We start from the raw sequence: 21253 nt of genomic DNA, 5'->3' as shown, positions 1-21253 counted from the left end.
CCCCCCTCCTCTTTGATGTACAGCGGAATCGGCAGACCGGGGGCTTGCAGCTTGTATATGCCCCCTTCGTTGTCCGGATCGCCGAGGAAGCCGCTCAGTGCATCGAGCAACTTCTTGGTATCCGTGACCGGAATGAAGCCGAGGAGTTGAAAACTCAGGCCATCGGTGCTGGCAGCCAAACCCCACGGCTTCGTCTTATCGAGGCCGGCGAGACCCTGTCCCTGTGTGAAAAAGCCAATCATCCCTTCCAGATTCTTGGCCAGGTCGGGACTGCCCGAAAGCTTGCCGACGAAGGCCAGGTCATCGATGATCCGCTGGTAACCAGCGAGCGAAACCACCAGGATCGGCTTCATGTCTCCCTGGGCCTGCGCATGACTGGCAGAGCCCGCCAACAGCAGGGCGACAGCGATGGTGGACAAGAGTGTTTTTCTCACGGCACTAAATCTCCAGTGGTTTGCTTACGATTTGTTGGCTGGCATTTTGACCCGCCCCCGCGTGCCAACGCCGGTTGCCGGTGTTTATACCCGGCCAAAGAACTATTGGTTTTAGCGAATATTCCGGCCGGTGCTACCGGGTGGGAGCGAAAAAAAGCCCCCCGGAATCCTCAACCTTAGGTTGCGTTTTTTCGCTGTGGGGCGGGTGCTGGTATCCAGGTTCTGGCAGGTGCCACCGCCAGGGCCGAAATCGCTTCCGCAACCGGCAATGGCGGGGAAACTGGGGGCCGCACACGTGGTATGCGCAAGCATCGCGGTGCCCCCATCGGAGGTTCCTGAGAGCGGGGACGGACCTCAGCGGCGCCAGTCGCGCGGAGACCGAGAGAGAACAGACCACCGCGACGACTACGCGCTTGTCTCGCGGTTCGGCGGCCGCGGCATGATCGGCATCCGTCGGAATGGCAAACTCGCTAGCAGGGTAAAGGTCCTGACATGCCAGCAAACATCAACGGACGATGATGCAAGACATTGACGACGATTCAAGCAGTAACAGATCGATCGAACCGGCGAACCATTCGGACGCCGACCTTGGGCCGTACCACGATCACCCTGAATACGCCCCGCAAGAAGGCGGGCGGCGCGAGGTTTACCGGCCATCGTTTCCTGCCCTGCCGGTCTTGCGTGTAGCCAGACGGCTTAACGCTCGCGGAACGTGATGCGTCCCTTGGTGAGGTCATACGGGGAAAGCTCGACCCGCACCTTGTCACCCGGCACGATACGAATGAAGTTCTTGCGCATGCGGCCCGCCACGTGAGCGATCACCGTGTGACCCCCTTCGAGCGTTACTCGAAAGCGCGTGTTCGCCAGCGCCTGCGTCACAGTACCTTCCACCTCTAAAGCTTCTTCTTTTTCCGCCATACACGGCTCCGATGATCAAACTTTGAAAAACGCGACCCGCCGCCCTCGGGAAACGCTTTATCATACCCCACCCGCCAGGGGCGTCTAGCGCGAAATGGCACAGGGTTTACACGGAAAAAGGAAACATCCGCCACCCAGACGACACGCCTTGCGAAGGGATGCTACTCACTTCTCTCTAATTCTGCCAGCAACTGACGGCGGCTTGCAGAGTTCATTTGGAGCAAACGAACTGTGGCTAGGCCCGTCGGCGTAAGACCGTAAATCGTTGCGGACCGACGGCGAAAATGTTCCTGCCAGTGCTGCAACCGTGAATGAAACAATGGCACAATCTGTCCGGTTTGCTGATCAATGCCGGAAAGATTAGGCCCCTTGGAGAGATCGCATCGATCACAGGCCAATGCCCGATTTTCAAGATCGTCGGCGCCACCGTGTTGTCGGGCCATAATATGCTCGACGTGGAACGCCACATCAAGTGCGGACTCGGGCAAGAGACAATATTCGCACCGCTGGTTTGCCCGTTGGGGCACGACCTGTCGAGTCGTCGGATCCATCTAGATGGGCTTGTACCGCGAGTTTGGAACGGACCTAGCACGGGCTTTGAGCAAACCCATAAATTCGAGAGCGTCCACGAACTCTTGATATTCGGTTCGCTCTGTTTCTGTGGGTGCTCCATCATTGGCCTTTTGCCGAAGATAGTGCAGTTCTTCCGTCTGCGAATCGTGACGGAAATCGACGATTCGCCGTGCCACGTCGGGAGAAATATACTCCGCGAGCGGTCCGAGGTAGGTTTCGAGTACGGTCTTGGTCCAATAATCTCCGCGTCCCATTGACTGAATTCCACCATAACTGCCAAAAGAATTTGCCGCGGCCAGGACAACTCGCAAATCGTTCGACTCATGCTCCCGCTAAACCCTCGGCCAGCGCTCGCAGCACCGCCTCGCTCGATTCAATTCCCACAGAGAGCCGGATCGTTCCGCCGGTGATGCCGAGCGCCTGTCGCGCCGCGGGGGTCAAGCCGCGATGACTCGTGCTTTCGGGGTGCGATAGCGTCGTGCTTAGGTCGCCCAGCGACGGGCTGAAGGGAATCGCCTGGGCAGCGCGGATGAACCGATCCGCCGCCACGCGGCCACCAGCCAACGTAAAGGTAACGATCGATCCAAACGTGCCGGCGAACTGCCGCGCGGCGATCGCATGGTCGGGGTGGTTGGAAAGCCCCGGGTAATAAACCGCTTCGATCTGCGGCTGTGCGACCAGATAGTGCGCTGCCGCCAGCGCGTTGGCCGTCGCGCGCTCGACGCGCAGTGCCATCGTCCCAAGCCCCCGTCCGGCGATCCAACAGTCGAACGGACTCGAAGCCAGCCCCCATATCGATAACACTTCCGGCACGCGCTGCCAGCATGCTTCGCTTCCGCAGAGCAAACCCAAGCACACGTCGCTGTGCCCGCTCATGATCTTGGTCAGGCTCTCCATCACCAGATCTGCGCCGAGAGCAAGCGGCCGGCAGACCGCTGGACTGGCAAAGGTGTTGTCGACCAACAGCCTAGCTCCGGCGGCGTGCGTCATTTCGGCGAGCGCCGCGATGTCCGGCACGCGCAGCAGCGGATTGGCAATCGTCTCGACCACCAGCAGCCGCGTTGTGGCGTCGAAAGCGCCGCGCACTTGCGGCAAATCGCAAACGTCGATCACGGTGCTGGCGATCCCCAGCCGCGTGCATTCCGTGGTGAGCAGGGTCAATGTACGGCCATAGAGCTGATTGCTCACCAACACGCGGTCGCCGGGGGCAAGCTGCGAGAGGACGGCCACGGCCAAAGCCCCCATGCCTGTCGAGCAAATCGCCGCACGCTCCGCGCTGTGCAACTCGCGGCACTTATCGGCTAACAGGTCGGCATTCGGATGGCCATCTCGCTGATAGGCATAACCGGTCAGTTCCCCACTCAACAGAGCATCGGCCTGAGCGATATTTTCGCAGCGGTACACCGCGGCCGTATACAACGGCGCAACCAACGGCTGCGTTGGCTGCGGACGCAACACCTCGGGGCGCGGGCAGATGTCGTCGGCTTTGTCGGTCATTTGCGAACATGCCTTCCACGAAGTCAAAAGCGGGGCTAAGAAAAGCGACCCGGCGCCGCTTGGCAAAATTCATGACGAGTGCGTTCGCGCACCGAGTCGGCGCCGTGCCAGTATAACTGCCCGCGCCGCGCACCGGCGGCTTATAGATCGTCAGGCGTGCCAGCGCCGACCCAATCGTTCGTCCAACACCTGACGATAGATGTCGGCAACTTCCAGGGCACATTGAGCCGCGACGTTATCGGATTCATTGGCCTCGAGACGGTGAACGACCACAACGCGACCATCGAGATCTCCAAAGATCGCATGCACGGCGCGGCCCAGTTCCTCGTTGGCCACAATCACACGGCCGGCATTCTCGGCGGCCTCTTCGGCCAGACGACGGAAGCGTGCGTCGCTGCGCAATGCATCCAACTCGGCCTGATACGCCGTTAGCACATAGGGCACACCAGATTCGAGTGCCAAGTGGCCCATCAGCCAGATGTGTTCGCAATGAACGATCTGTGGATCGAACTGGGCAATTTCGTCGTCAAGTGCCACGCGCAAGGCCTGCCGGTAGGCGACGAATTCTTCGTCCGACAGATCGACAAATCGCTGCCCGCGCCCGTCCGGCAAAGTAACAAAGCGTGGCACTGCGAAGGGCAGGTCGGCAGACGGATCGTTGCGACGACAGACCACGCGACGTGTGGGAATCCATTCTTCGCGCAAGGCTTCTCCGTCGACAACCACCGCGCGCAGCGAGTGCCCGGCGCGGACCAAGCCGTCTGCCAGGGCATCGGCGCTTCCGCCTGCATCGGCGTCGACGAGCGGCACATGACTGGCGAACAAAATGCGCATAGAGAAGAGAGTCGTAGGACCGCTTGCCAGCCGAACCCGCCCCGGCCGCGAACCGGCCTGCCAAGTCGCTCGGCTATCCGACCGCGGGCTCCCAGAGCACCGGCGCGGCCGAGGAGATTCAGTCTAGCCAGAGAAGGCCTCGGAACAGAAGGTGGGCCTGGCGGTTTGTACCGGGCTCGAAGGGAATGCCAAAGCATCCGCGTCGACTGGGCAGGCAAAAACGGTGCTGGCTGTCGGTCCGGTCTCGCGGCCGGGAACGGAAACGAACCACTTGGCGTCCAGACATCGTGAACCGCAGGACCTCAGGCTAAGAACTCACCATTTACGAACGATAACGATGGCGTAACGCGGTGGCCCAGACGACCGAGAATCGTCCGATCCTCCGGCAAACCGCCTGAATACCATGTTTTGACCATTTTTAATTTACGCCGATTTATAGAACCCCTATATTCATGGGTGACTGGGCTATGCGGCCTGTAGTCCACGCCCAAGGTCGTTGGTCGTCGCCAACCGTTGCCTGTCGCTAGACATATTGGCAAACCCATTACCGTCGTGGTCCGTATCACCTCTTACGGACTGCCACTTACAAAGTGAGTCGGTGGTTTCCGGACAGACACCGCAAAGCGCCCAGCTGGCAAGGCAACCGATCTCTGGTGAGTCCCCAGGCGGGGGGCGGCAAATTTTCTCAGGCCAACAGGCCGTCGGCTGACCGAATATCAAATCTAAGGGTTTCGTTGTTCTTAAGGATTATGTCGCTGGTAAGACGGACATCAGTCCCACAGCGTTCAAAATCAGGGCAGGCTAGGGACTTTCGGCGTATTTATTGAGATAATGATGTTGTGCCTTACGGGGCGGTGTCACATGCCCACGTTTCGGGCCATCCGGGTCCGCTAAGTGACGTCCTTTCGACACTGCCCTACAGGACAGGCTCCGGGCAAGAATACCGCCGCCCGCGCGGCTGGAGATGGTCGAGTTTATCTATGAGCACCGATCAGGTAGTTAACCCGGAGCTGATCGAAGAAACAAAGCAGCAGATTCGCGGACTGGTCAACGAGATCGCGCAGCTGGCGCGACAGGACATCAGTGCCGCCGAGTTTTACGCCGAGTTTCTCAATCGCGTGGTTTCGGCGTTGGCCGCCGTGGGCGGCGCGGTGTGGACCGTTACCGAAGGGGGCGGCCTGCAGCTCGAGTATCAGGTGAATCTGCGCGAGACGCACCTCGGCGAAAGCGAGGACGAATCGCAACGCCACGGCCGCCTGCTGCACAAGGTGCTGCGCAGCGGCGAGGGCGCTCTGGCCGCGCCGTTCTCGGGTGCCGGGGATGATGCCGACGACAAATCGGGAAATCCGACGCCGTTTCTGCTGGTGCTGGGTCCCGTGCGCATCGAGGATCAGAGCAAGGGAATCGTCGAGATATTCCAGCGTCCCAGTACCGATATCCGCACCCAGCGCGGCTATTTGAAGTTCGTACAGCAAATGTGCGAGCTGATGGGCGACTACCTGCGCTCGCGACAATTGCGGCAGTTCACCGATCGGCAAACGCTGTGGAATCAACTAGAGAACTTCACTCGCGCCGCACACACGAGCCTCGATCCGGCGGAAGCCGCCTTTACGATCGTGAACGAGGCGCGCAGGCTGATTGGTTGCGATCGGGTGAGCGTGGCGATCCGCAAGGGCCGCAAGTGTTACATCGAGGCCATCAGCGGCCAGGACATCATCGACAAACGTTCCAACACCGTCGTGCTCTTGAATCGGCTGGCCACCAGCGTCGTCGCCGGTGGCGAGCCGGTTTGGTATTCCGGCGATACCTCGAACATGGCACCCCAGGTCGAAGACTCTTTGCAGGAATACGTCGACGAGTCGCACGCCAAGAACGTGGCCGTGTTGCCGCTCGTCCGACCGCTCGCCGCCGCTCCTGGCGAAGATGACAAGCCGCCGGAGCCGATTGGCGCACTGATTGTCGAACAAATCGAAGACAGCCGTCCACGCGATGGCATGGTGCAACGAGTGAATGTGGTTTGCGACCACGGGGCTACGGCGCTTGGCAATGCGCTGGAACATAACAGTCTGTTCCTGCTGCCGGTATGGCGCACGTTGGGCAAAGCCCGCTGGGTACTGGCGGCCCGCACGCTGCCCAAGACCATTGCCGCGGTCGTGGGCGTAGTAGCCGCGATAGTGGCACTGGTCGTGGTGCCGGCCAGCTTCCGCATTCAGGGCAAGGGGACTTTGCAGCCGGTCATTCGCCGCGACGTGTCGGCCAGCATCGAAGGAACGGTCGTCAAGGTACACGTCAACCACGGCGACAACGTCACGAAGGGCCAACTGCTGGCCGAATTGGAAAACTCGGATCAGGACGTGAAGATCACAGAAGTCGAAGGCAAGCTCAGCCAGGTGATCGCCGACATCGGATCCGCCACGCGCCGTGGGATCGAAACCAAGAATCGCGGCGGCAAAACGTCCGATCAGCAGCGCCAATCGGACCCCGACGCGGAATCGCGCCTGGTCTCCGAGGAAAGCCGCCTTAATAAAGAACGCATCGGTCTGGAGTCGCAATTAAAAATCCTCAAGGCCAAACGCGAGCGACTAAAGGTTACAAGTCCAATCGATGGGCAAGTCACGACCTGGGATGTCGCCAACCTGCTCGAAGGACGCACTGTGCAGCCGGGCCAGGTGTTGATGAGCATCTCGGATCCCAACGGCGATTGGGAACTGGAAGTTCTCATGCCTGAGGATCAGATGGGCTACATCGCCCGGGCTCAGAAAGAGCTGAAGAAGGACGACCTCGACGTGACGTACCACCTGGCCAACGCCCCCGGTGAAACGCACGATGGTACGGTCAAGGAAATCCATCTCACGGCCGAGGTGCGCGGCGAGGAAGGAAACACCGTCATGGTGAACGTGGCGATCGATAAGAACGATTTGGCCGAACTCAGCCAGGGTGCCGGCGTCTCGACACGCGTTTTTTGTGGCAAGCGGGCCGTTGGCTTTGTATGGTTCCACGACGTGATCGAGTTCGTGCAATCGAGAATTTTATTCCGACTGTAGGACGGCCGGTCAACGAGAGATCGCTTGAGGCAGGCGGAACAGTTCGCTGCTGATCGACAGAGTACAAGAGGCTTTAAGGAACATTGGACATGGCGCGTAGAACTTTCCTGGTGTGCGGACTGTTGGCCTGCGGAATCGTAGGCACGTTTGTCGCCCGTGGTGGCGCCGAACAGTCGGGCCCATCGTCTGCCAGCGAAGCCCGCATTCGCTACCCGGAATGCCTGGTATCGTTCATCAAGCGCTACAACATCCCTGTTCCGGCGCAAGAGGCCGGCGTGCTGCAAAGCCTCGAAGCGCACGAAGGAATGGAAGTCGAAGCCGAGGCGGTGTTGGGACAGATCGACGATAGCCAACCGCAAAGCAAGAAGAAGGTCGCCCTGGCGGAGCATGCCGTGGCCAAGGCCGAGGCTGAAAACGACGTCGACATTCGCTTCAGTAAAGCCTCGGCACAGGTCAAAAAGAAAGAATACGAACTCAATAAGGCCGCCAACGATCACGCCGTGAAGGCCAAGCCCATCACCGAACTGGAACGGCTGTGGCTGGAATGGAACAAGGCTTATCTGGCCATCGAGCAAGCGGGCGTCAAGCAGGCGACCGACAAGCTCAAGGCCGACGCAAAAGAGGCCGAGGTCGAGGCCACCGAGAATGACATTCAGCGGCGTAAAATCATTGCGCCCTTGTCTGGTGAAGTCATTGATATCTACGTCGGAGTCGGCGAATGGCTCAGCCCCGGTTCGTCGGTGCTGCGGATCGCGCAAATGGACAAGTTGCAGGTCGAAGGCAAACTGAGCATCAAGGATTTCGGCCCCGGACAGGTGATTAACCGCCCGGTGCGCGTGGTGGCCCAAGTCGGCCCCAATCGGGTCGAGGAGTTTCAGGGCAAGATCGTGAATGTCGATGCGCGGCTGCTCGAAGGCAAGTATCGCGCTGTGGCGGAAGTCATCAACCGTCGCGACAACGGCGACGGTCCCTGGCTGTTGCGTGACGGCATGCAGCCCGAGGAAATGATCATCGACGCCTTGCCCAGCAAGTTGGCAGCCCCGGCGGCACAACGCTCTGGAACGGGAACAAGATAAGACGAACGATGAAGCAGGACGCTGGGCCGTTAACGTGCTGACGCACGTCGATTGCCGCTACGATTCATGTGGCGTTCATCAGTTATCGTTCAGCACTTCTTCGATACATGGCAAGTCTCGCCGACAGTCTGGTTTCTAGTTCTGCCCGCGCCCTCGGCATGCGCGTGCGCCCTGATCTTTCGATCAAGCGGCACCGCTACCTGGGACGCTCGTATTGGGTGGTCAAAGAGCCGGTCAGCCTGTCGTACTTTCGCTTCCAGGAAGAAGAGTTCGCGATCCTGCAAATGCTGGATGGCGAAACGAGCCTGGACGAGTTGAAGGATCGCTTCGAGGCTGAGTTTCCGCCGCAGAAAATCACGATCGAGGAGTTGCAGCAATTCATCGTGACGCTGCATCGGCGTGGCCTGGTGATCACCGACAGGCCCGGCCAAGGGGCGCAGCTCAAGAAGCGTCGTGACGAGCGACGGAATCAAGAGCTGCTGCAGCGCTTCACCAATGTGCTATCGATCCGTTTTCGCGGCATCGATCCAGACCGCATCCTGACGTGGTTGCACGCGCGTGTGAAATTCATGTTCGGCACGCCGGCGGTCGTGATTTGCGCCTTGCTGGCCTTGTCGGCGCTGACGCTGGTCATGGTACAGCTCGATGAATTTCGGGCGAAGCTCCCCGGCTTTCACGACTTTTTCACCTTGCAGAATGCCATCTGGATCGGATTCACGTTGGCCGTGACCAAGGTGATCCATGAGTTTGGCCATGGGCTGACGTGCAAGCACTACGGCGGCGAATGCCATGAAATGGGCGTGATGTTGTTGGTGCTTACGCCCTGCTTGTACTGCAACGTCTCCGACTCTTGGATGCTGCCGAGCAAATGGCAGCGGGCCATGATCGGCGCAGCCGGCATGTATGTGGAAGTGATCATCGCCTCGATTTGCACGTTCTTATGGTGGAATAGCAAGCCTGGACTGCTGAACCAACTGTGCTTGAGTACGATGTTCGTCTGCTCGGTCAGCACGATCATGTTCAACGGTAACCCGTTGCTGCGTTACGACGGTTATTACATCCTGTCGGACTTGCTCGAAATCCCGAATCTGCGGCAAAAGGCCAGCGAGATTCTCAATCGCAAGCTGGGCGAGTGGTGTCTGGGTATAGAGCAGCCCGAGAATCCGTTTTTGCCCGACCGCCACCAAACCTTATTCGCCATCTATAGCATCGCCGCGGTGGTCTACAGTTGGGTGGTGGTGCTCTCTATTCTGTGGTTTTTGCAAAAGATGCTGCAACCGTATCATTTGCAGAGCATTGGCAAGATTATTGCCGCCATGTCGATGTACGGCCTGTTCGTGCAACCCTTGTGGAAACTGTTCAAGTTCATGCGCGTGCCGGGGAGGACCGATCAAGTGAAGAAGTTGCGATTGTTCGCCACGGTGTGCGTCGCCAGTGCGGCGATCGCGGCGTTCTTTCTGGTGCCGCTGCCGCATCGTGAATACTGCACCCTGCAGATCGAACCACACGACGCCGCCAGCGTACGGGTTGTGGTGCCGGGCCGCATCGAGGAGATCCACGTTAAACCCGGCCAATATGTCGCGGCTGGAACGCTGTTGGTGCGGTTGAGCAACCCCGACTTGGAGCTGACGATCGCCGAGATCGAAGGCCGATTGGCCGTCTATCGCACACAAGCCGACGGGCTGACGCGTCAGAGCTTCAGCGATGACACGGCAGCCATGCAGCTAGCCAGCGTGCGCGAAAACATCGCCGCCGCCGACGAGGCACTGCGACAGAAACAGATCGATCAATCGCGGCTGGACGTTCTGGCCCCCATCGCCGGGGTCGTCATGCCGCCACCCGAAGAGCCGCGTAAACCGGTCAACGCCGACGGGCAGTTACCCCGCTGGTCGGGCACGCCTCTCGACGAGCGCAACCTGGGGGCGTACCTGGACCAAAGCACACAGGTTTGCATGATCGGCGACCCTGGGAACATGCAGGCTGACCTGGTGCTCGATCAATCGCAAGTTGATTTCGTGGCGACAGGCCAGACCGTGGACATAAAGCTCGATCATCTGCCTCTGGATCTCTTGCGCGGCCCCATCGCGATCATCGCCCTAGAAGACATGAAGGTCACGCCCAGAAACCTGTCGAACAAGTCGGGCGGCGAATTGGCCTCGAAGACCGACGAAGCGGGCGTCGAACGCCCCTGGAGCCCTTCCTACCAGGTTCTGGTTTATCCTCTGGAAGGACCCGAAGACATGCTTCGCACAGGTCTGCGCGGCCGTGCAAAGATTCACGCCCGCTGGCAGACCGCCGCCCAGAGAACCTGGCGGCTGCTGGGCGAGACATTCCATTTCCGCATGTAGTCGAGCGGCCAGAGCGCTTTTGCCGTGGAGTCTGCTGTGCCCATAGACGCCGGCTTGCGTTGCCTTACTCCACTGCCGCACTTCATTACCAGGGGCGCGGCAATATCGTTGGCGCTCCGGGACGCAAGCCTAAACGCTCTTCGCGATAGGCCGGTAGCGACTCGATCGGCGGCAGCTCCGTGGCCGAAGGATTGCCGGCCGTGCCGGGTGCATGTTCCGTCGTCGCCAGCGGAACGGTAAACGTGTCGATCAGTTGATCCTCGAGGTCCAGCACGCGCACGTTCAGGTGGTCGGCATAGACGTCGACCAGGCCATAGTGATTGCGCCCAGCGGTTAGTTTCGCGCTTGTCGCTTGCGGATTTTCGGTGGCGTACTGATTGGGCGCGCCACCGCCGCTAACCACGTAGGTGATGCCATCGAGCGGCTTGCTGCGCTCGTAGTAGTGATTGTGTCCGGTCAGCACCAGCGTGGTGTCGGAATCCTTGATTCCGCCGTGGGTCCACAGGCGGAACAAATACATGTTCGCCCAATCGCGATGACTAGAGGTGAACACTGGCCGATGCTGACAAACGATCGTCGGTCCAGGATGCCGAGCTAGTTGCCATCGCAGAAAACTCGCCTGTTCGGTGCCCGGCAACGGCAGCCGCTCGGAGTTCAACATCACGAAGTTCAGCCCGCGATGCCGAAAATGATAAAAAGTCCGCGGCAAATGCGAGAAATACTGCCGGAACCTAATCTCGCCGCGGTCGTCATAGCATTTTTCCTTATCGTGGTTGCCGACGACGGGCATGATCCGCAGCCGATTCTGCGCGGCCTCGGCAAGCACATATTCCCACTGCTCGTCGCTATCGCCACGGTCGACCAGATCTCCCAAATGCACGACGAACTCCAGGTTCGCCTCGCGCATCTTGGCAAAAATACGATCCGTGATGCCACGTCCCTCATGCGTATCGCCGACGAAGGCGAAGCTCCACAGCTTCTCGCCCGGTGTCGAGGAATAGTCGACCGGCTCGCTGATCGTGGGTGTCACCACGGCCCAACCCCAACCGATCCCGGCGCATAGCACCAACAGGATCACAATCGCGAGAACACGACGAAACGTGATCTTCATCTCGCGCTCTCTCTCGATGCGGTAGGGTTGACGGTCAGGGACCCAGGAGGAAATCGCACGACGCGCGGCCTGGTGGGGATGCTAGCGCAGGCAGGAACGTGGGTTGTGTAGCAGCTTTGCCCGCGCGCCTCAAGATAAGTTGGCGTAGACGTGGGGCGGCTCTGCTAGCTGACGCGTCGCGGCCTGTGCTATTTACTCGACACGGGTGTTGCTTCGGGTCCCGACGCGATGACCCAGCAGTTCCGGCCCGGCCAACCGTGCCTGCAAATCGGCGACGCGCGCTGACAGTCGCCCCAGTTCGTCGTGCCAATGGCGTATTTCGCGGCATTGCCGCTGTTGGTCGGCAAAGAAACCGGCCGTCAGCTTGGGACTGCTCCAACTCTGGGCGACGTCGTTGATCTCGACCGACAGCCCGCGCCGCAGTCGCGATGTGAATGACCACAACAGCAGTCCGCTCCAGGCGGTCAAAACCAGGGCTGCACCCAGGAAGAAATCCGTACCCAGCACAGGCTGGGCCACGTCGGTCAGCCCCCACTCGGGCCCTAGCCACGAATCGTAAAAGAAGTTTCGTGCGAAACGGTACAAAAGCGCGAAGAACAAAACCGAGAAAAGCAGTTCATAGCACAACCGAGTCAAACGGCCCGAATGCCGCGCGGCCTGACGGTGAATGACCGACTGCAACTGCCCGGCGGCATCACCAATGAAACTTCCGCCGACATGGGCCGCCTCGCGTCGGATCGTGGCGGGACTCAGTTCATGTGCGACCAGACCTGCGTCAGCCGCATATCCCTCGATAATAATGGCGGCCGTGCGCAGATCGGCTTCTTCCCACCCCAATGCCGCCGCTCGGATCGCGGTCGAGGCGCCTTGTTGCTTTTGTCGCCTGGCGCGCAGGCGGCGCCCCCCTTCCAGCGCACCCCATAAGGCCAGTTGCGCGGCGCTGCGCACACGCACCAGGGCGGCGCCCGCCACCAGGCCACCGAGGCCCTGGTAGATGCGCAGCACACAGGAAAACGGGCTGAATCCCCACCGCGATGTCACATCACCCAGCAGCCGGCTTTCCCAGCTGCGCCGGCTGGCCAGTAGTTCGTCGCGCAGTCGTTCTGTAAGTCGTGCCGCCAGCTTGGCACGCTGTTCCTGGATGGCCGCCTCGATTTGTTCGATCTTCACAAGCGCGCTCGCCACGCGTTCGTGACAGTTGGATAGCGCGTCGCCGACGAGATCGAGAAAATTGGCACGCCGAATGCGGTGGGTCGCGGTAACCGTCAACTCGCGCGTCAGCAAATCGACGAGCCGTGCGAACTCGCCGCGCGACTGCACGCCTTGCCGGGCTTCGGCTATCGCGGCCTGCGAATCGACGAAGAACAGCTCGCCGGTCGTGTAGTCGCCGCCGAGAGCCCGCTGCCAATCTTCGCGAATGTCGGAATCGACGTCGGCATGCGTCTGCACGAATACCAGCCGGGCGCCGGCCGCCGCCGAGGCGAGTTCTTCGGCGACACGGGCGCTACGATATTTCTGCTGCGTGGTGGTCACCAGCAACACGTCGCAATGCGGCAGCAGTTCGCGCAGTCGGGCAAGATTCGTGCCGCGTACCGCCTCGTCCTCGGTCGTATCGGGGTCGGGACAATCCAATAGAACCAGATCGCGCAGCACGGGCGCGTCGCGCTCGATAACGACGACCGAGTCAGGGTCGATGCCCAACATCGCCAGTCGCAAACCTGGACGACACACTAGCGTCGGCAAGCGTGTGGTGGGTCGTTCGCGTCCGGCCGAACTGACATCGGCGCCGACCAGGGCGTTGACCAGCGTGCTCTTGCCAGTTCCCGTGCCACCCAAGGTGGCCACCACCAACGGCGCATCGAGCCGGACCCGCAAGGTGTCGATGCGAGCCAACAGCCTGCGCACCAGGGCCTGGCAATGTCGCGCCGGCGGCCAGGCCGGCGCGCGCTCTGTCCAGGACGAAAGCTCGCCGGCCAGCGAATCCACTTCGGCCAGCAGACCAAGATGCGTGAGGATTTCGTGGGACATTAGCGATGGTGCCACTTGAGCGTCGGAAAGTCGCCTCGGGCCCGCCGTCCAGTATAGCCCAACGCCCGGCGCGATCGCTCGGCCTACCGGCAACGGACCGCCGGCCCTGGCATTCTTCCTGGCAGCACCCGTGGGTAATGATTCCGCGGCGCCTGGCAAGATCATGTCCGGCCCTCTTCAGGGCTGGCCAGCTTCGCTACATCACCAATTCGCTCTGCGAGGCCACAACAGTCTGGTCGGAAATGTCGGTGCGGGCCGCCGCCACCAGCGTTTGCACGGTTGAGAGCAATGTCATCTCATCGGCCGCCGGCACCATCGGGCGCGCCGCAGCCGCCTCGCGAAATTGCAACACGCACTCCAGCGCCAAGGCGAGATCGTCGGTCGTCAGCACCCCTTTAATGCGCCCTTGTTCGACGACGGGCAAACACGAGATCCGATGGTCTACCATCAAGGCCGCGGCCGGCGCCAATAATGCTCCGGCGGGAACGCAGACAGGCTCGCGCGTCATCACGTCCGTGGCGCGCTTGCCGCGCCGCTGGCGCAAGTCCCGGTCCGTGACGACTCCCAACAGGCGTCCACCATATTCGCAAATCATCAGGTGCCGTTGCGGCCCTGAAAGGAGCAAATTGAGCAGCGTTTGCAGCGAGGCCGACGGCGCCGCGATCACCACGGCTTCCGACATCAGCTGGCGAACCGTGAGCCGCAAGGGGTGGGGGCCATGGGCCGCTTCCGCCAAGGCCGCCATGATCGCCTGTCGCTTGGCGACAATTCTTGCAGGAGGTCGTGCCGCGCGCGGACGCTGATACCGTTGCAGACGTTCTTCTTCCGACCTGCGACGGCGATCCGCATAGTACCGAATCGCCATGAGTGTGCCGCCGAGCAACAGCGCCAAGGCCAGCCATGCCAGGGCTTGAGGTCGCTGGCTGACCACAGGATTGACCGGCATGATAGGTTCCACGCGTGGGTCAACGACGTAGTAACCACTGCCCCACCCGTCGAGGGGCGTGACGCGGTCACGGTGGGCATTCAGCGGCGAGCTGCGCTCTAGCCCGATGAAAGCCGTGACCAGCAAGGCGGCAATTCCAATGCAGCCCAAGAGCGCCGCGCAGCGCAAACGCGCGCTGGCGCGCTCATCGCCCGCCCAATGACAAAGCGAGGCGCGCAACGAATTCGGCATGATCGGCGGGTGGTGGCGAGTGCCCCGCATCAACTCGACCTCGGCCCAAAAAACGCGGAAAACCCTGCTGGAACATCGTAAACGTAGCTCCAACTTGTCTGACGCGATGGCGACCGGCCGGCATAATCCCACTTCGTAGCGGGTTAATCACGATCCCCAGCAGGACCAGGCCCATGCTCCCCAAGCGGGCGGGTGCGAAGCGATGGATCGATAACTTGTACGTCGATCACGTTGTCGCGCTGAACCGCACCGTCGTCACGACCCGTCGTGCCGGAGAATCCGTGCATATCGACGTGCCCCTTCCATTGGCTTCCCAGCCACGCGCCAAGCCAGGCGCGCGTGAAGGGGACCAAGAGCAGCAGGGCCACCACGTCGGTAAGTACGCCAGGAAAGATCAGCAACAGGCCCGCGACGGACGACGTGAGCGTATCTCGCACTGCCCCGACAGGCGGTCGGCCGGCCGCCAGATCGGCCTGGATCGAGTTTACGGATCGCCGGGTTACGCGGCGCAGGAGGGTCGTGCCGAGTAAAAACCCTCCCGCTATCAGCAGCAGGACGAAGAACGCAGAGGTGTGCCGCCCGATCCAAAAAAGCAAGATCAAGTCAGACAATGGGAGCAGCACCAGCGGCCACAGCAAGAGCTTCATTGTCTCCGCGAAGCCGACGCCTTGGCCGCCATTTCGCCATAGGCTTCAGCCTGTTCGTCGTCTCCAAGAAACTTGTGCATAGTTGCCAGGTTGGTGAAGGGAACGCGTAGCGCCTCTTCTTCCAAAGTACCATCCTGAACAGCCTGCTCCATCATTTTCAGCCCTTGCCGTGTCAATCGCATGGCCTCGTCGTGGTTGCCGGCCGCCCAATAAGAGACGGCCATGCTCACGAAACTTTCGCCATGCCGCCCGGTGTCGGCTAGTGCCGCGGCGGGTACGGGGCGCTCCAGCAAGGGGACGGCACGCTCGAACCAAACCACGGCTTGCTCGGGATCCTTGACGTGCATGGCGCAAACCGCGCCCATGCGATAATAAAGCCTTCCCAGTAGATAGGCTTCGACGGGTTCGAGCAATCGACCGTCAGCGCCTGCCTCGAGATGTTCGACGGCCAGCGTACCATATTTCATCGCCTGATGCGTGTCGCCCGACGCGTGGTAGACCTGCAGGGCATCGTACAGCGCCTCGCCCAGTTCCCACTCGAGCTGCCGTTTTCGCAACGGATCTGTCGCCTGAGCAAGCGCCGGCGTGGCCAACGCCTGGGCCTTTTCGATCCAAGCCGTTGGATCGAGATCTCCCTCCATGCCGACGCAGGCAACGAGCGCTTCGCGATAGACGCGCAGGCGCGTGTCCACGGCCGCGTCGTCCGCGGTCGAGTTCGCATCGGCCAGTTCCTCGGCGCGATTGAGCCAGGCCGGGACCATTTTCATTTTCATTTTCCAGTTGCCCCAAGCGATATTCCGCGCCGCCGACAAGTGGGCGGCGACGAGCGCCTCTTGAGCCATCTGCCGCACCGACGTGCGACGATCATGTGCCAGGGGTTCGGCCAATTTGATCGCCTGCATGTGATAGGCCAGGCCGTGCTTGTAGTCTCGATCCGGACCGGCGGCCAGCTGGTCGCCTAACTGGTTCAGCGCGCATGCTTTCAGTTCGGGCTGCGCCGCGGAGAAGGTCAACGCTTGTTTAGTCTCAGCGATGGCCATTGCAAATTGGCCACTGTCGGCCGCGAGCGCACTGGCCGTAAGCCGATATTGAGCGTTCTTGGGCGCCAGGTGTACGGCGGCCTCGGCCGACTTCGTCGCAGCGTCGATTTGTCCCACGGCCATGAGCACGCGAGCACGCAGCCAGTGAGCTCGCGCGCATTGCGGATCGACGACCAACGCCAGGTCGAGATCGCGCTGACAACCGGCGTAGTCCCTGCCCAGCCGTTGCTCGGCCCGCAAGGTAAACGCTTGCGCGTCGATCTGCTCGTAGACCAGATCCGCGACACGGCTGCTGCTGCCCGGTTTGAAGACGGCGAGCATGCCGGTTTCCGGCATGGCGATGCCCACCAACTGGCCAAACTCGTCCTTCACTTCCACGGTCTCGGCGTTATCCATCGACAGCGCGGGAGCTAGATCGGTCCAACGTGGGCTCTCGTCATAGTGCAGCGAGATCGCTTGTACGATGTCGCGCAAGCAGCGCACTTCGACGCGTCCCATTTCGTCGAGGCGATAGGTTCGCTGTACGACTTCTTTCTTCCGCGTCACGTTCAACGGAGTTCCCCACCCCTTTTCCAAGTCAACGACTGTCGAGCGCCCGGCGCGCATGCCGTGAAACTCGGCTGGCTCGGGCCGATCGAGCGAGGTAGTCGCTCCTTTGATCTTTTCCAATAAGCTTCCGCCAGGCGGAGGTGGAGGCAACGTGTCGGGCTCGTCCGGCATGTCGGGGGGTGGAAGATCGGCATCATCTTTTTCGTCCGCCTTCGTCTCCGCGGCCGCATCGCCTTCTTGTTTTGCGGCGGGAGTTGGGGCCGGCTCAGCATCCTCGGGCTGGTCATCCTGGTCGCTGGCGGAATTCTCGGTCGCATCGTCCTCCATCACAGTTTCTGGAACTGCGGGAGGATCGTCATTCGATGACTCGGCGGCGCCTTCAGGCTCGGGTTCCGGCGCCGGGGCTTCGTCCGAGTCTGCCTCATCCTCTTCCTGTACAGCCGGGGTTGGGCTTGGAGCCGGTGCCTTGTCGCGCGCGAGAGTGCTAATGCTCCCCATCAACAAAGCGCAGATTCCCCCGATGAGAATCAGCCACGAGCGAATGAGTGTCGAACGCATGACACACTTCTCCTTCTCTGGAAGCTCGGACGTATCTGTGCGTTTCACGCGGCGTCTGAACAATTAACGCAACACGCGACTATCGTGCTGCGGATGACGTAACGACTGCACGCCGGAAACGACTAACGACAAAGTGCGTCGCCGCCGCGCCCGACCGCACAAGGAAACGTGGTCTTGCGCGTGCGCCGACAGGGACCTCGCGCCGCCGGGCGACACGAAATCGCCGTGAAAAGCTGGGTGAGTATAGCGGCGAAGCTGCTTGCGCCTAGAGAGATCCTGGTGGCGCCGCTAGCAGCACTGTCAGCGCACCGGTTACTAGCTCGCTATCGCCGCGGCCAAGAGCAGCGAGCGCCTGACGAATTGCCAACGCTTGCTCTTCCGTGAAGGGAACGGCGGCGCCGGCCGACGGCCAGTGGGCAACGAGGCGCTGGCTGACCGCTTGCAGCAATTCGCCGATTCCCTGGCCCGTCACGGCACTGGTGCGAACTTCTCCTGGCCCGCCACTAACAGGCTCGCGTGTTAATAAGTCGCACTTATTCTTTACGACGATTGCGTTCGGCCATTGATCGTGCAACTGCTGGTCATCGATCGACGGTGGTGTGCTGGCGTCGAAAACCAAGATGATGACGTCGCTCGACGCCAAACGTTCGCGAGCCAGACGCATGCCAGCTTCCTCTAGCGGATCGTCACTAGGACGCAGGCCAGCGGTATCCGATAGCACGATCGGCAAGCCATCGGCGGCAATTTCGGCAGTGACTACGTCACGCGTAGTGCCAGGCTCGTCAAAGACGATCGTTCTTTCGTACCCAACCAAGGCGTTGATAAGGCTGCTCTTGCCCACATTGGGAAGACCCGCCAACACGACCTGCGAGGGTCTGGTAAGCCGCCGCCCAAGCGACACTCGGCCGGCCAATTCGCGCAAGCGATCCTGCGCGCGTGCAACGTCACGCAGACCGCAATCAGCCACAATGCCGCGCAGTTCTTGCCGCAGCGCGCCCTGCCACTGGTCAAGCAAGACACTTGCCGCACGTTCGGTGCGCGCGGTAGTCAAAGCCACGAATGCATCGTGCTCGATGGCGCCGACAGCGTACCGTGTTGTCCAATTCCGCCAGCCGATTTCCGTCGCTCCGGCGGCCGACAATTTCTCCGTAATCGATTTAATGGCACTCGGACCACCGTGGCAGTGGATCTCGAACGCGTCGGTGGCCGTGCGGCAGACGACAAGTTCTTCCCCCAACTCGGTAGCCCAGCGCCCGTGATAAACCCTTTCCACGAGTAATTCGCTGGCAGACCGTCCCGAGGAAGCACGAAGGAACCGCCCCAACGCCGCCGCGGCATCGGCACCAGCCAAGGCCACGGTTGCCACGGCACCACGTCCGGGCGGCGTCAACACGCAGATCGCGAGCTGGTTGGCCGAATGCATCGTGAAGCGATCCGAGACATGAGGACTGAACGCTGACATCACTGCCCAATCGTCTTTGAACGCGCACGTTCCGCGCGGGATCGGTCGTTCAACAATCACTGTGCCGCAGTCAAAGCAATGCCGGCCAGCGTCAAGTGCGGAACATAGAGGGCATCCTCCGACAACAGCCGGGCCACCGAAGGTGCCGCGCCGCCGCTGAGGAAAAGTCGCGGCCGCGTAGGCAAGCCCTCGGCCAGGCGGTCGACCAACTCACGCACACCTCCGACCGCGCCCCAATAGAGCCCGGCCTTCATGGCTTCGGCCGTGGCTGTGCCTAAGGGGGATGGAGGTTCGCCCAGCTTCCACATCTCGACCAGCGGCAACAGGTCGGTGAACTCGTGCATCGCTCGCGCGCTGGTGGCGATGCCCGGCATAATGGCGCCGCCGAGAAAGGCACCGTCGGGCGAGATCAGATCAATCGTGATCGCCGTGCCCAAATCCGCCACGATGGCCGGCTCGCCGGGCCGACGCAAACGATTCGTCGCCACGGCATCCAGGAGTCGATCGATGCCCACCTTGTCGGGCCGCGCCAGTGCCACCGTCAGGGGCAAATCACCGGAGGCGATCATCGTGATCCGCGCGGCCCCTTCATTGCGCAGCCAGCCGACGAGTCGGCCGGCAACTTCGCGCTGCACGCTGCCGATCCACCAGGAAGGCTCTGTCACCGCAAGCGTAGCAAGCCAGCCGCGGATACGATCGAGCTCCTCGGGCGCCGGTCCGATGTCCAGAGTGCTGGTGGGCGTGGGAAGCGGTTGGCCGTCGATCGTCGTAAACAGACCGAGCTTCACGCGGCTGTTGCCCACATCGACGGCGACAAGCGGCGCATTGCTTGCGGCGCTCATGCGGTCGTCTCCGGAGTACGCTGCGCATCTAGTTGTCGTGTAATCGCGGCCAGCAGCTTGTCCAAGCCCTGGCCCGTGACGGCAGACATCGCCAGAACATCGCGTCCCAAGTGTTCGCACAATTGCTGACGGATGTCCTCTGCGCCCGGCAACTCACTTTTGGAGATCGCGACGATCTCGGGGCGTTGGCCCAGTTGCACGTCGTGCAGCTCTAACTCGTGACGGATGGCCAGATAGTTCGCCAGCGGATCGCTGCCATCGGCCGGCATCGGCTCGACCAGGTGTACCAGGATGCCGGCGCGTTCGATATGACGAAGAAACTCATGGCCCAGCCCGGCGCCGTCATGTGCGCCCTCGATCAGACCGGGCAGGTCAGCCATGACAAACGACCGCTCAGCGTCGAGTTTTACGATTCCCAGGTTGGGATACTTGGTCGTAAAAGGATAGGCCGCGATCTGCGGACGCGCATGAGACAATCGACTGAGGAGTGTGCTCTTGCCCGCATTGGGTTTGCCGACCAATCCCACGTCGGCAATGACCTTCAGTTCGAGCACGATTTCTCGTATCTCGCCCGGCTGCCCTTTGGTCCATTCTCGCGGGGCGCGATTGGTCGAAGATTTGAAATGCAGGTTGCCCTTGCCACCGCGCCCTGCGGCCGCCGCGGTGACATGTTCGCCGGCGCGCGTCAGGTCCTTGATGATGAATCCGCCCGCAGCGTCGATGATCACGGTGCCAGGGGGCACAAGTAATAGCATGTCTTCGGCGCTACGGCCGTGCCGGTTCGAGCCGCTACCGGCCTGCCCACTTTCGGCGCGCCAATGAAAGCGGTGCGTGAGCGCGGCCAGGTTGTTGACGCCGTCGCGCGCTTCGATGATGACGCTGCCGCCGTCGCCGCCGTCACCGCCGTCGGGTCCGCCGTGCGGAACGAACTTCTCGCGGCGAAAGCTGAGGCAGCCGTCTCCTCCCTTGCCTGCTTCGACTTGAATCTTCACTCGATCTACAAACATGTAAAGACGCCCGGAGTGGCCGACGCGCGAACCGCAGTAGTACGAGGCAAGAGACGATCGCTGAGCAAAGGACGAACGCACATTGGTCGGCTATGCGTCGTCGCCAGG

Annotated in this window: 16 protein-coding genes and 1 pseudogene; 3 read left to right on the top strand and 14 right to left on the bottom strand. The window is 61.3% G+C overall.

What is annotated here, in order from left to right:
- From VGG64_09325 to VGG64_09300, 6 genes are all read right to left on the bottom strand, one after another.
- Positions 1–434 (bottom strand): hypothetical protein (locus tag VGG64_09325; GenBank protein ID HEY1599790.1); only part of this gene is annotated, 434 nt, incomplete at its 3' end.
- 696 nt (positions 435–1130) lie between these two features.
- Complete coding sequence (gene infA, locus VGG64_09320) at positions 1131–1352, bottom strand: translation initiation factor IF-1 (protein ID HEY1599789.1); 222 nt, start codon at positions 1350–1352, stop codon at positions 1131–1133.
- Between the two features lie 161 nt (positions 1353–1513).
- Entirely contained in the window at positions 1514–1903 is a 390-nt protein-coding gene (locus VGG64_09315) for an HNH endonuclease signature motif containing protein (GenBank protein HEY1599788.1), read from the bottom strand.
- Entirely contained in the window at positions 1904–2179 is a 276-nt protein-coding gene (locus VGG64_09310) for a hypothetical protein (GenBank protein ID HEY1599787.1), read from the bottom strand.
- 67 nt (positions 2180–2246) lie between these two features.
- Positions 2247–3422, bottom strand: a complete 1176-nt coding sequence (locus tag VGG64_09305) for an aminotransferase class I/II-fold pyridoxal phosphate-dependent enzyme (GenBank protein HEY1599786.1) — start codon at positions 3420–3422, stop codon at positions 2247–2249.
- A 150-nt stretch (positions 3423–3572) separates the two neighbouring features.
- Positions 3573–4256, bottom strand: coding sequence for a glycosyltransferase (locus VGG64_09300; GenBank protein ID HEY1599785.1), 684 nt, complete (start codon positions 4254–4256; stop codon positions 3573–3575).
- Positions 4257–5236: 980 nt separating this feature from the next.
- On the opposite strand from VGG64_09300, the gene VGG64_09295 reads away from it, so the two are divergent.
- The 3 genes from VGG64_09295 to VGG64_09285 all read left to right on the top strand — a co-directional run bounded on the left by VGG64_09295 (position 5237) and on the right by VGG64_09285 (position 10724).
- Complete coding sequence (locus tag VGG64_09295; GenBank protein HEY1599784.1) at positions 5237–7300, top strand: biotin/lipoyl-binding protein; 2064 nt, start codon at positions 5237–5239, stop codon at positions 7298–7300.
- An 89-nt stretch (positions 7301–7389) separates the two neighbouring features.
- Positions 7390–8376, top strand: a complete 987-nt coding sequence (locus VGG64_09290; GenBank protein HEY1599783.1) for an HlyD family efflux transporter periplasmic adaptor subunit — start codon at positions 7390–7392, stop codon at positions 8374–8376.
- Between the two features lie 107 nt (positions 8377–8483).
- Positions 8484–10724: a biotin/lipoyl-binding protein gene (locus VGG64_09285; GenBank protein HEY1599782.1), complete on the top strand. Its 2241-nt coding sequence runs from the start codon at positions 8484–8486 to the stop codon at positions 10722–10724.
- Between the two features lie 85 nt (positions 10725–10809).
- Here VGG64_09285 and VGG64_09280 read toward each other — a convergent pair whose 3' ends face one another.
- The 8 genes and pseudogenes from VGG64_09280 to obgE all read right to left on the bottom strand — a co-directional run bounded on the left by VGG64_09280 (position 10810) and on the right by obgE (position 21145).
- Positions 10810–11835, bottom strand: a complete 1026-nt coding sequence (locus tag VGG64_09280) for a metallophosphoesterase (GenBank protein HEY1599781.1) — start codon at positions 11833–11835, stop codon at positions 10810–10812.
- Positions 11836–12027: 192 nt separating this feature from the next.
- Positions 12028–13863, bottom strand: coding sequence for a hypothetical protein (locus VGG64_09275; GenBank protein ID HEY1599780.1), 1836 nt, complete (start codon positions 13861–13863; stop codon positions 12028–12030).
- A gap of 196 nt (positions 13864–14059) precedes the next feature.
- The gene (locus tag VGG64_09270; GenBank protein HEY1599779.1) at positions 14060–15040 is read right to left on the bottom strand and encodes a CBS domain-containing protein; all 981 of its coding nucleotides are present in this window, start codon (positions 15038–15040) and stop codon (positions 14060–14062) included.
- 143 nt (positions 15041–15183) lie between these two features.
- Complete coding sequence (locus tag VGG64_09265; protein ID HEY1599778.1) at positions 15184–15687, bottom strand: FxsA family protein; 504 nt, start codon at positions 15685–15687, stop codon at positions 15184–15186.
- The gene (locus VGG64_09260) at positions 15684–17834 is read right to left on the bottom strand and encodes a hypothetical protein (protein HEY1599777.1); all 2151 of its coding nucleotides are present in this window, start codon (positions 17832–17834) and stop codon (positions 15684–15686) included. The genes VGG64_09265 and VGG64_09260 overlap by 4 nt, the downstream gene beginning before the upstream one ends.
- Positions 17835–18099: 265 nt before the next feature.
- Complete coding sequence (locus VGG64_09255) at positions 18100–19257, bottom strand: GTPase (GenBank protein ID HEY1599776.1); 1158 nt, start codon at positions 19255–19257, stop codon at positions 18100–18102.
- A 95-nt stretch (positions 19258–19352) separates the two neighbouring features.
- Complete coding sequence (locus VGG64_09250) at positions 19353–20138, bottom strand: type III pantothenate kinase (protein HEY1599775.1); 786 nt, start codon at positions 20136–20138, stop codon at positions 19353–19355.
- Positions 20138–21145, bottom strand: a pseudogene (gene obgE / locus VGG64_09245) (GTPase ObgE). Before obgE ends, VGG64_09250 begins: the two are co-directional and overlap by 1 nt.
- Between the last annotated feature and the right edge of the window lie 108 nt (positions 21146–21253).

The organism is Pirellulales bacterium, assembly GCA_036490175.1.
Classification (GTDB): domain Bacteria; phylum Planctomycetota; class Planctomycetia; order Pirellulales; family JACPPG01; genus JACPPG01.
This window is presented reverse-complemented; position numbering and strand designations above follow the sequence as displayed.

Coding starts and splice junctions, on each gene's coding strand:
- infA (HEY1599789.1), bottom strand. CDS start 1,352: ATGGCGGAAAAAGAAGAAGCTTTAGAGGTGGAAGGTACTGTGACGCAG.
- VGG64_09315 (HEY1599788.1), bottom strand. CDS start 1,903: ATGGATCCGACGACTCGACAGGTCGTGCCCCAACGGGCAAACCAGCGG.
- VGG64_09310 (HEY1599787.1), bottom strand. CDS start 2,179: ATGGGACGCGGAGATTATTGGACCAAGACCGTACTCGAAACCTACCTC.
- VGG64_09305 (HEY1599786.1), bottom strand. CDS start 3,422: ATGACCGACAAAGCCGACGACATCTGCCCGCGCCCCGAGGTGTTGCGT.
- VGG64_09300 (HEY1599785.1), bottom strand. CDS start 4,256: ATGCGCATTTTGTTCGCCAGTCATGTGCCGCTCGTCGACGCCGATGCA.
- VGG64_09295 (HEY1599784.1), top strand. CDS start 5,237: ATGAGCACCGATCAGGTAGTTAACCCGGAGCTGATCGAAGAAACAAAG.
- VGG64_09290 (HEY1599783.1), top strand. CDS start 7,390: ATGGCGCGTAGAACTTTCCTGGTGTGCGGACTGTTGGCCTGCGGAATC.
- VGG64_09285 (HEY1599782.1), top strand. CDS start 8,484: ATGGCAAGTCTCGCCGACAGTCTGGTTTCTAGTTCTGCCCGCGCCCTC.
- VGG64_09280 (HEY1599781.1), bottom strand. CDS start 11,835: ATGAAGATCACGTTTCGTCGTGTTCTCGCGATTGTGATCCTGTTGGTG.
- VGG64_09275 (HEY1599780.1), bottom strand. CDS start 13,863: ATGTCCCACGAAATCCTCACGCATCTTGGTCTGCTGGCCGAAGTGGAT.
- VGG64_09270 (HEY1599779.1), bottom strand. CDS start 15,040: ATGCCGAATTCGTTGCGCGCCTCGCTTTGTCATTGGGCGGGCGATGAG.
- VGG64_09265 (HEY1599778.1), bottom strand. CDS start 15,687: ATGAAGCTCTTGCTGTGGCCGCTGGTGCTGCTCCCATTGTCTGACTTG.
- VGG64_09260 (HEY1599777.1), bottom strand. CDS start 17,834: ATGCGTTCGACACTCATTCGCTCGTGGCTGATTCTCATCGGGGGAATC.
- VGG64_09255 (HEY1599776.1), bottom strand. CDS start 19,257: ATGCATTCGGCCAACCAGCTCGCGATCTGCGTGTTGACGCCGCCCGGA.
- VGG64_09250 (HEY1599775.1), bottom strand. CDS start 20,138: ATGAGCGCCGCAAGCAATGCGCCGCTTGTCGCCGTCGATGTGGGCAAC.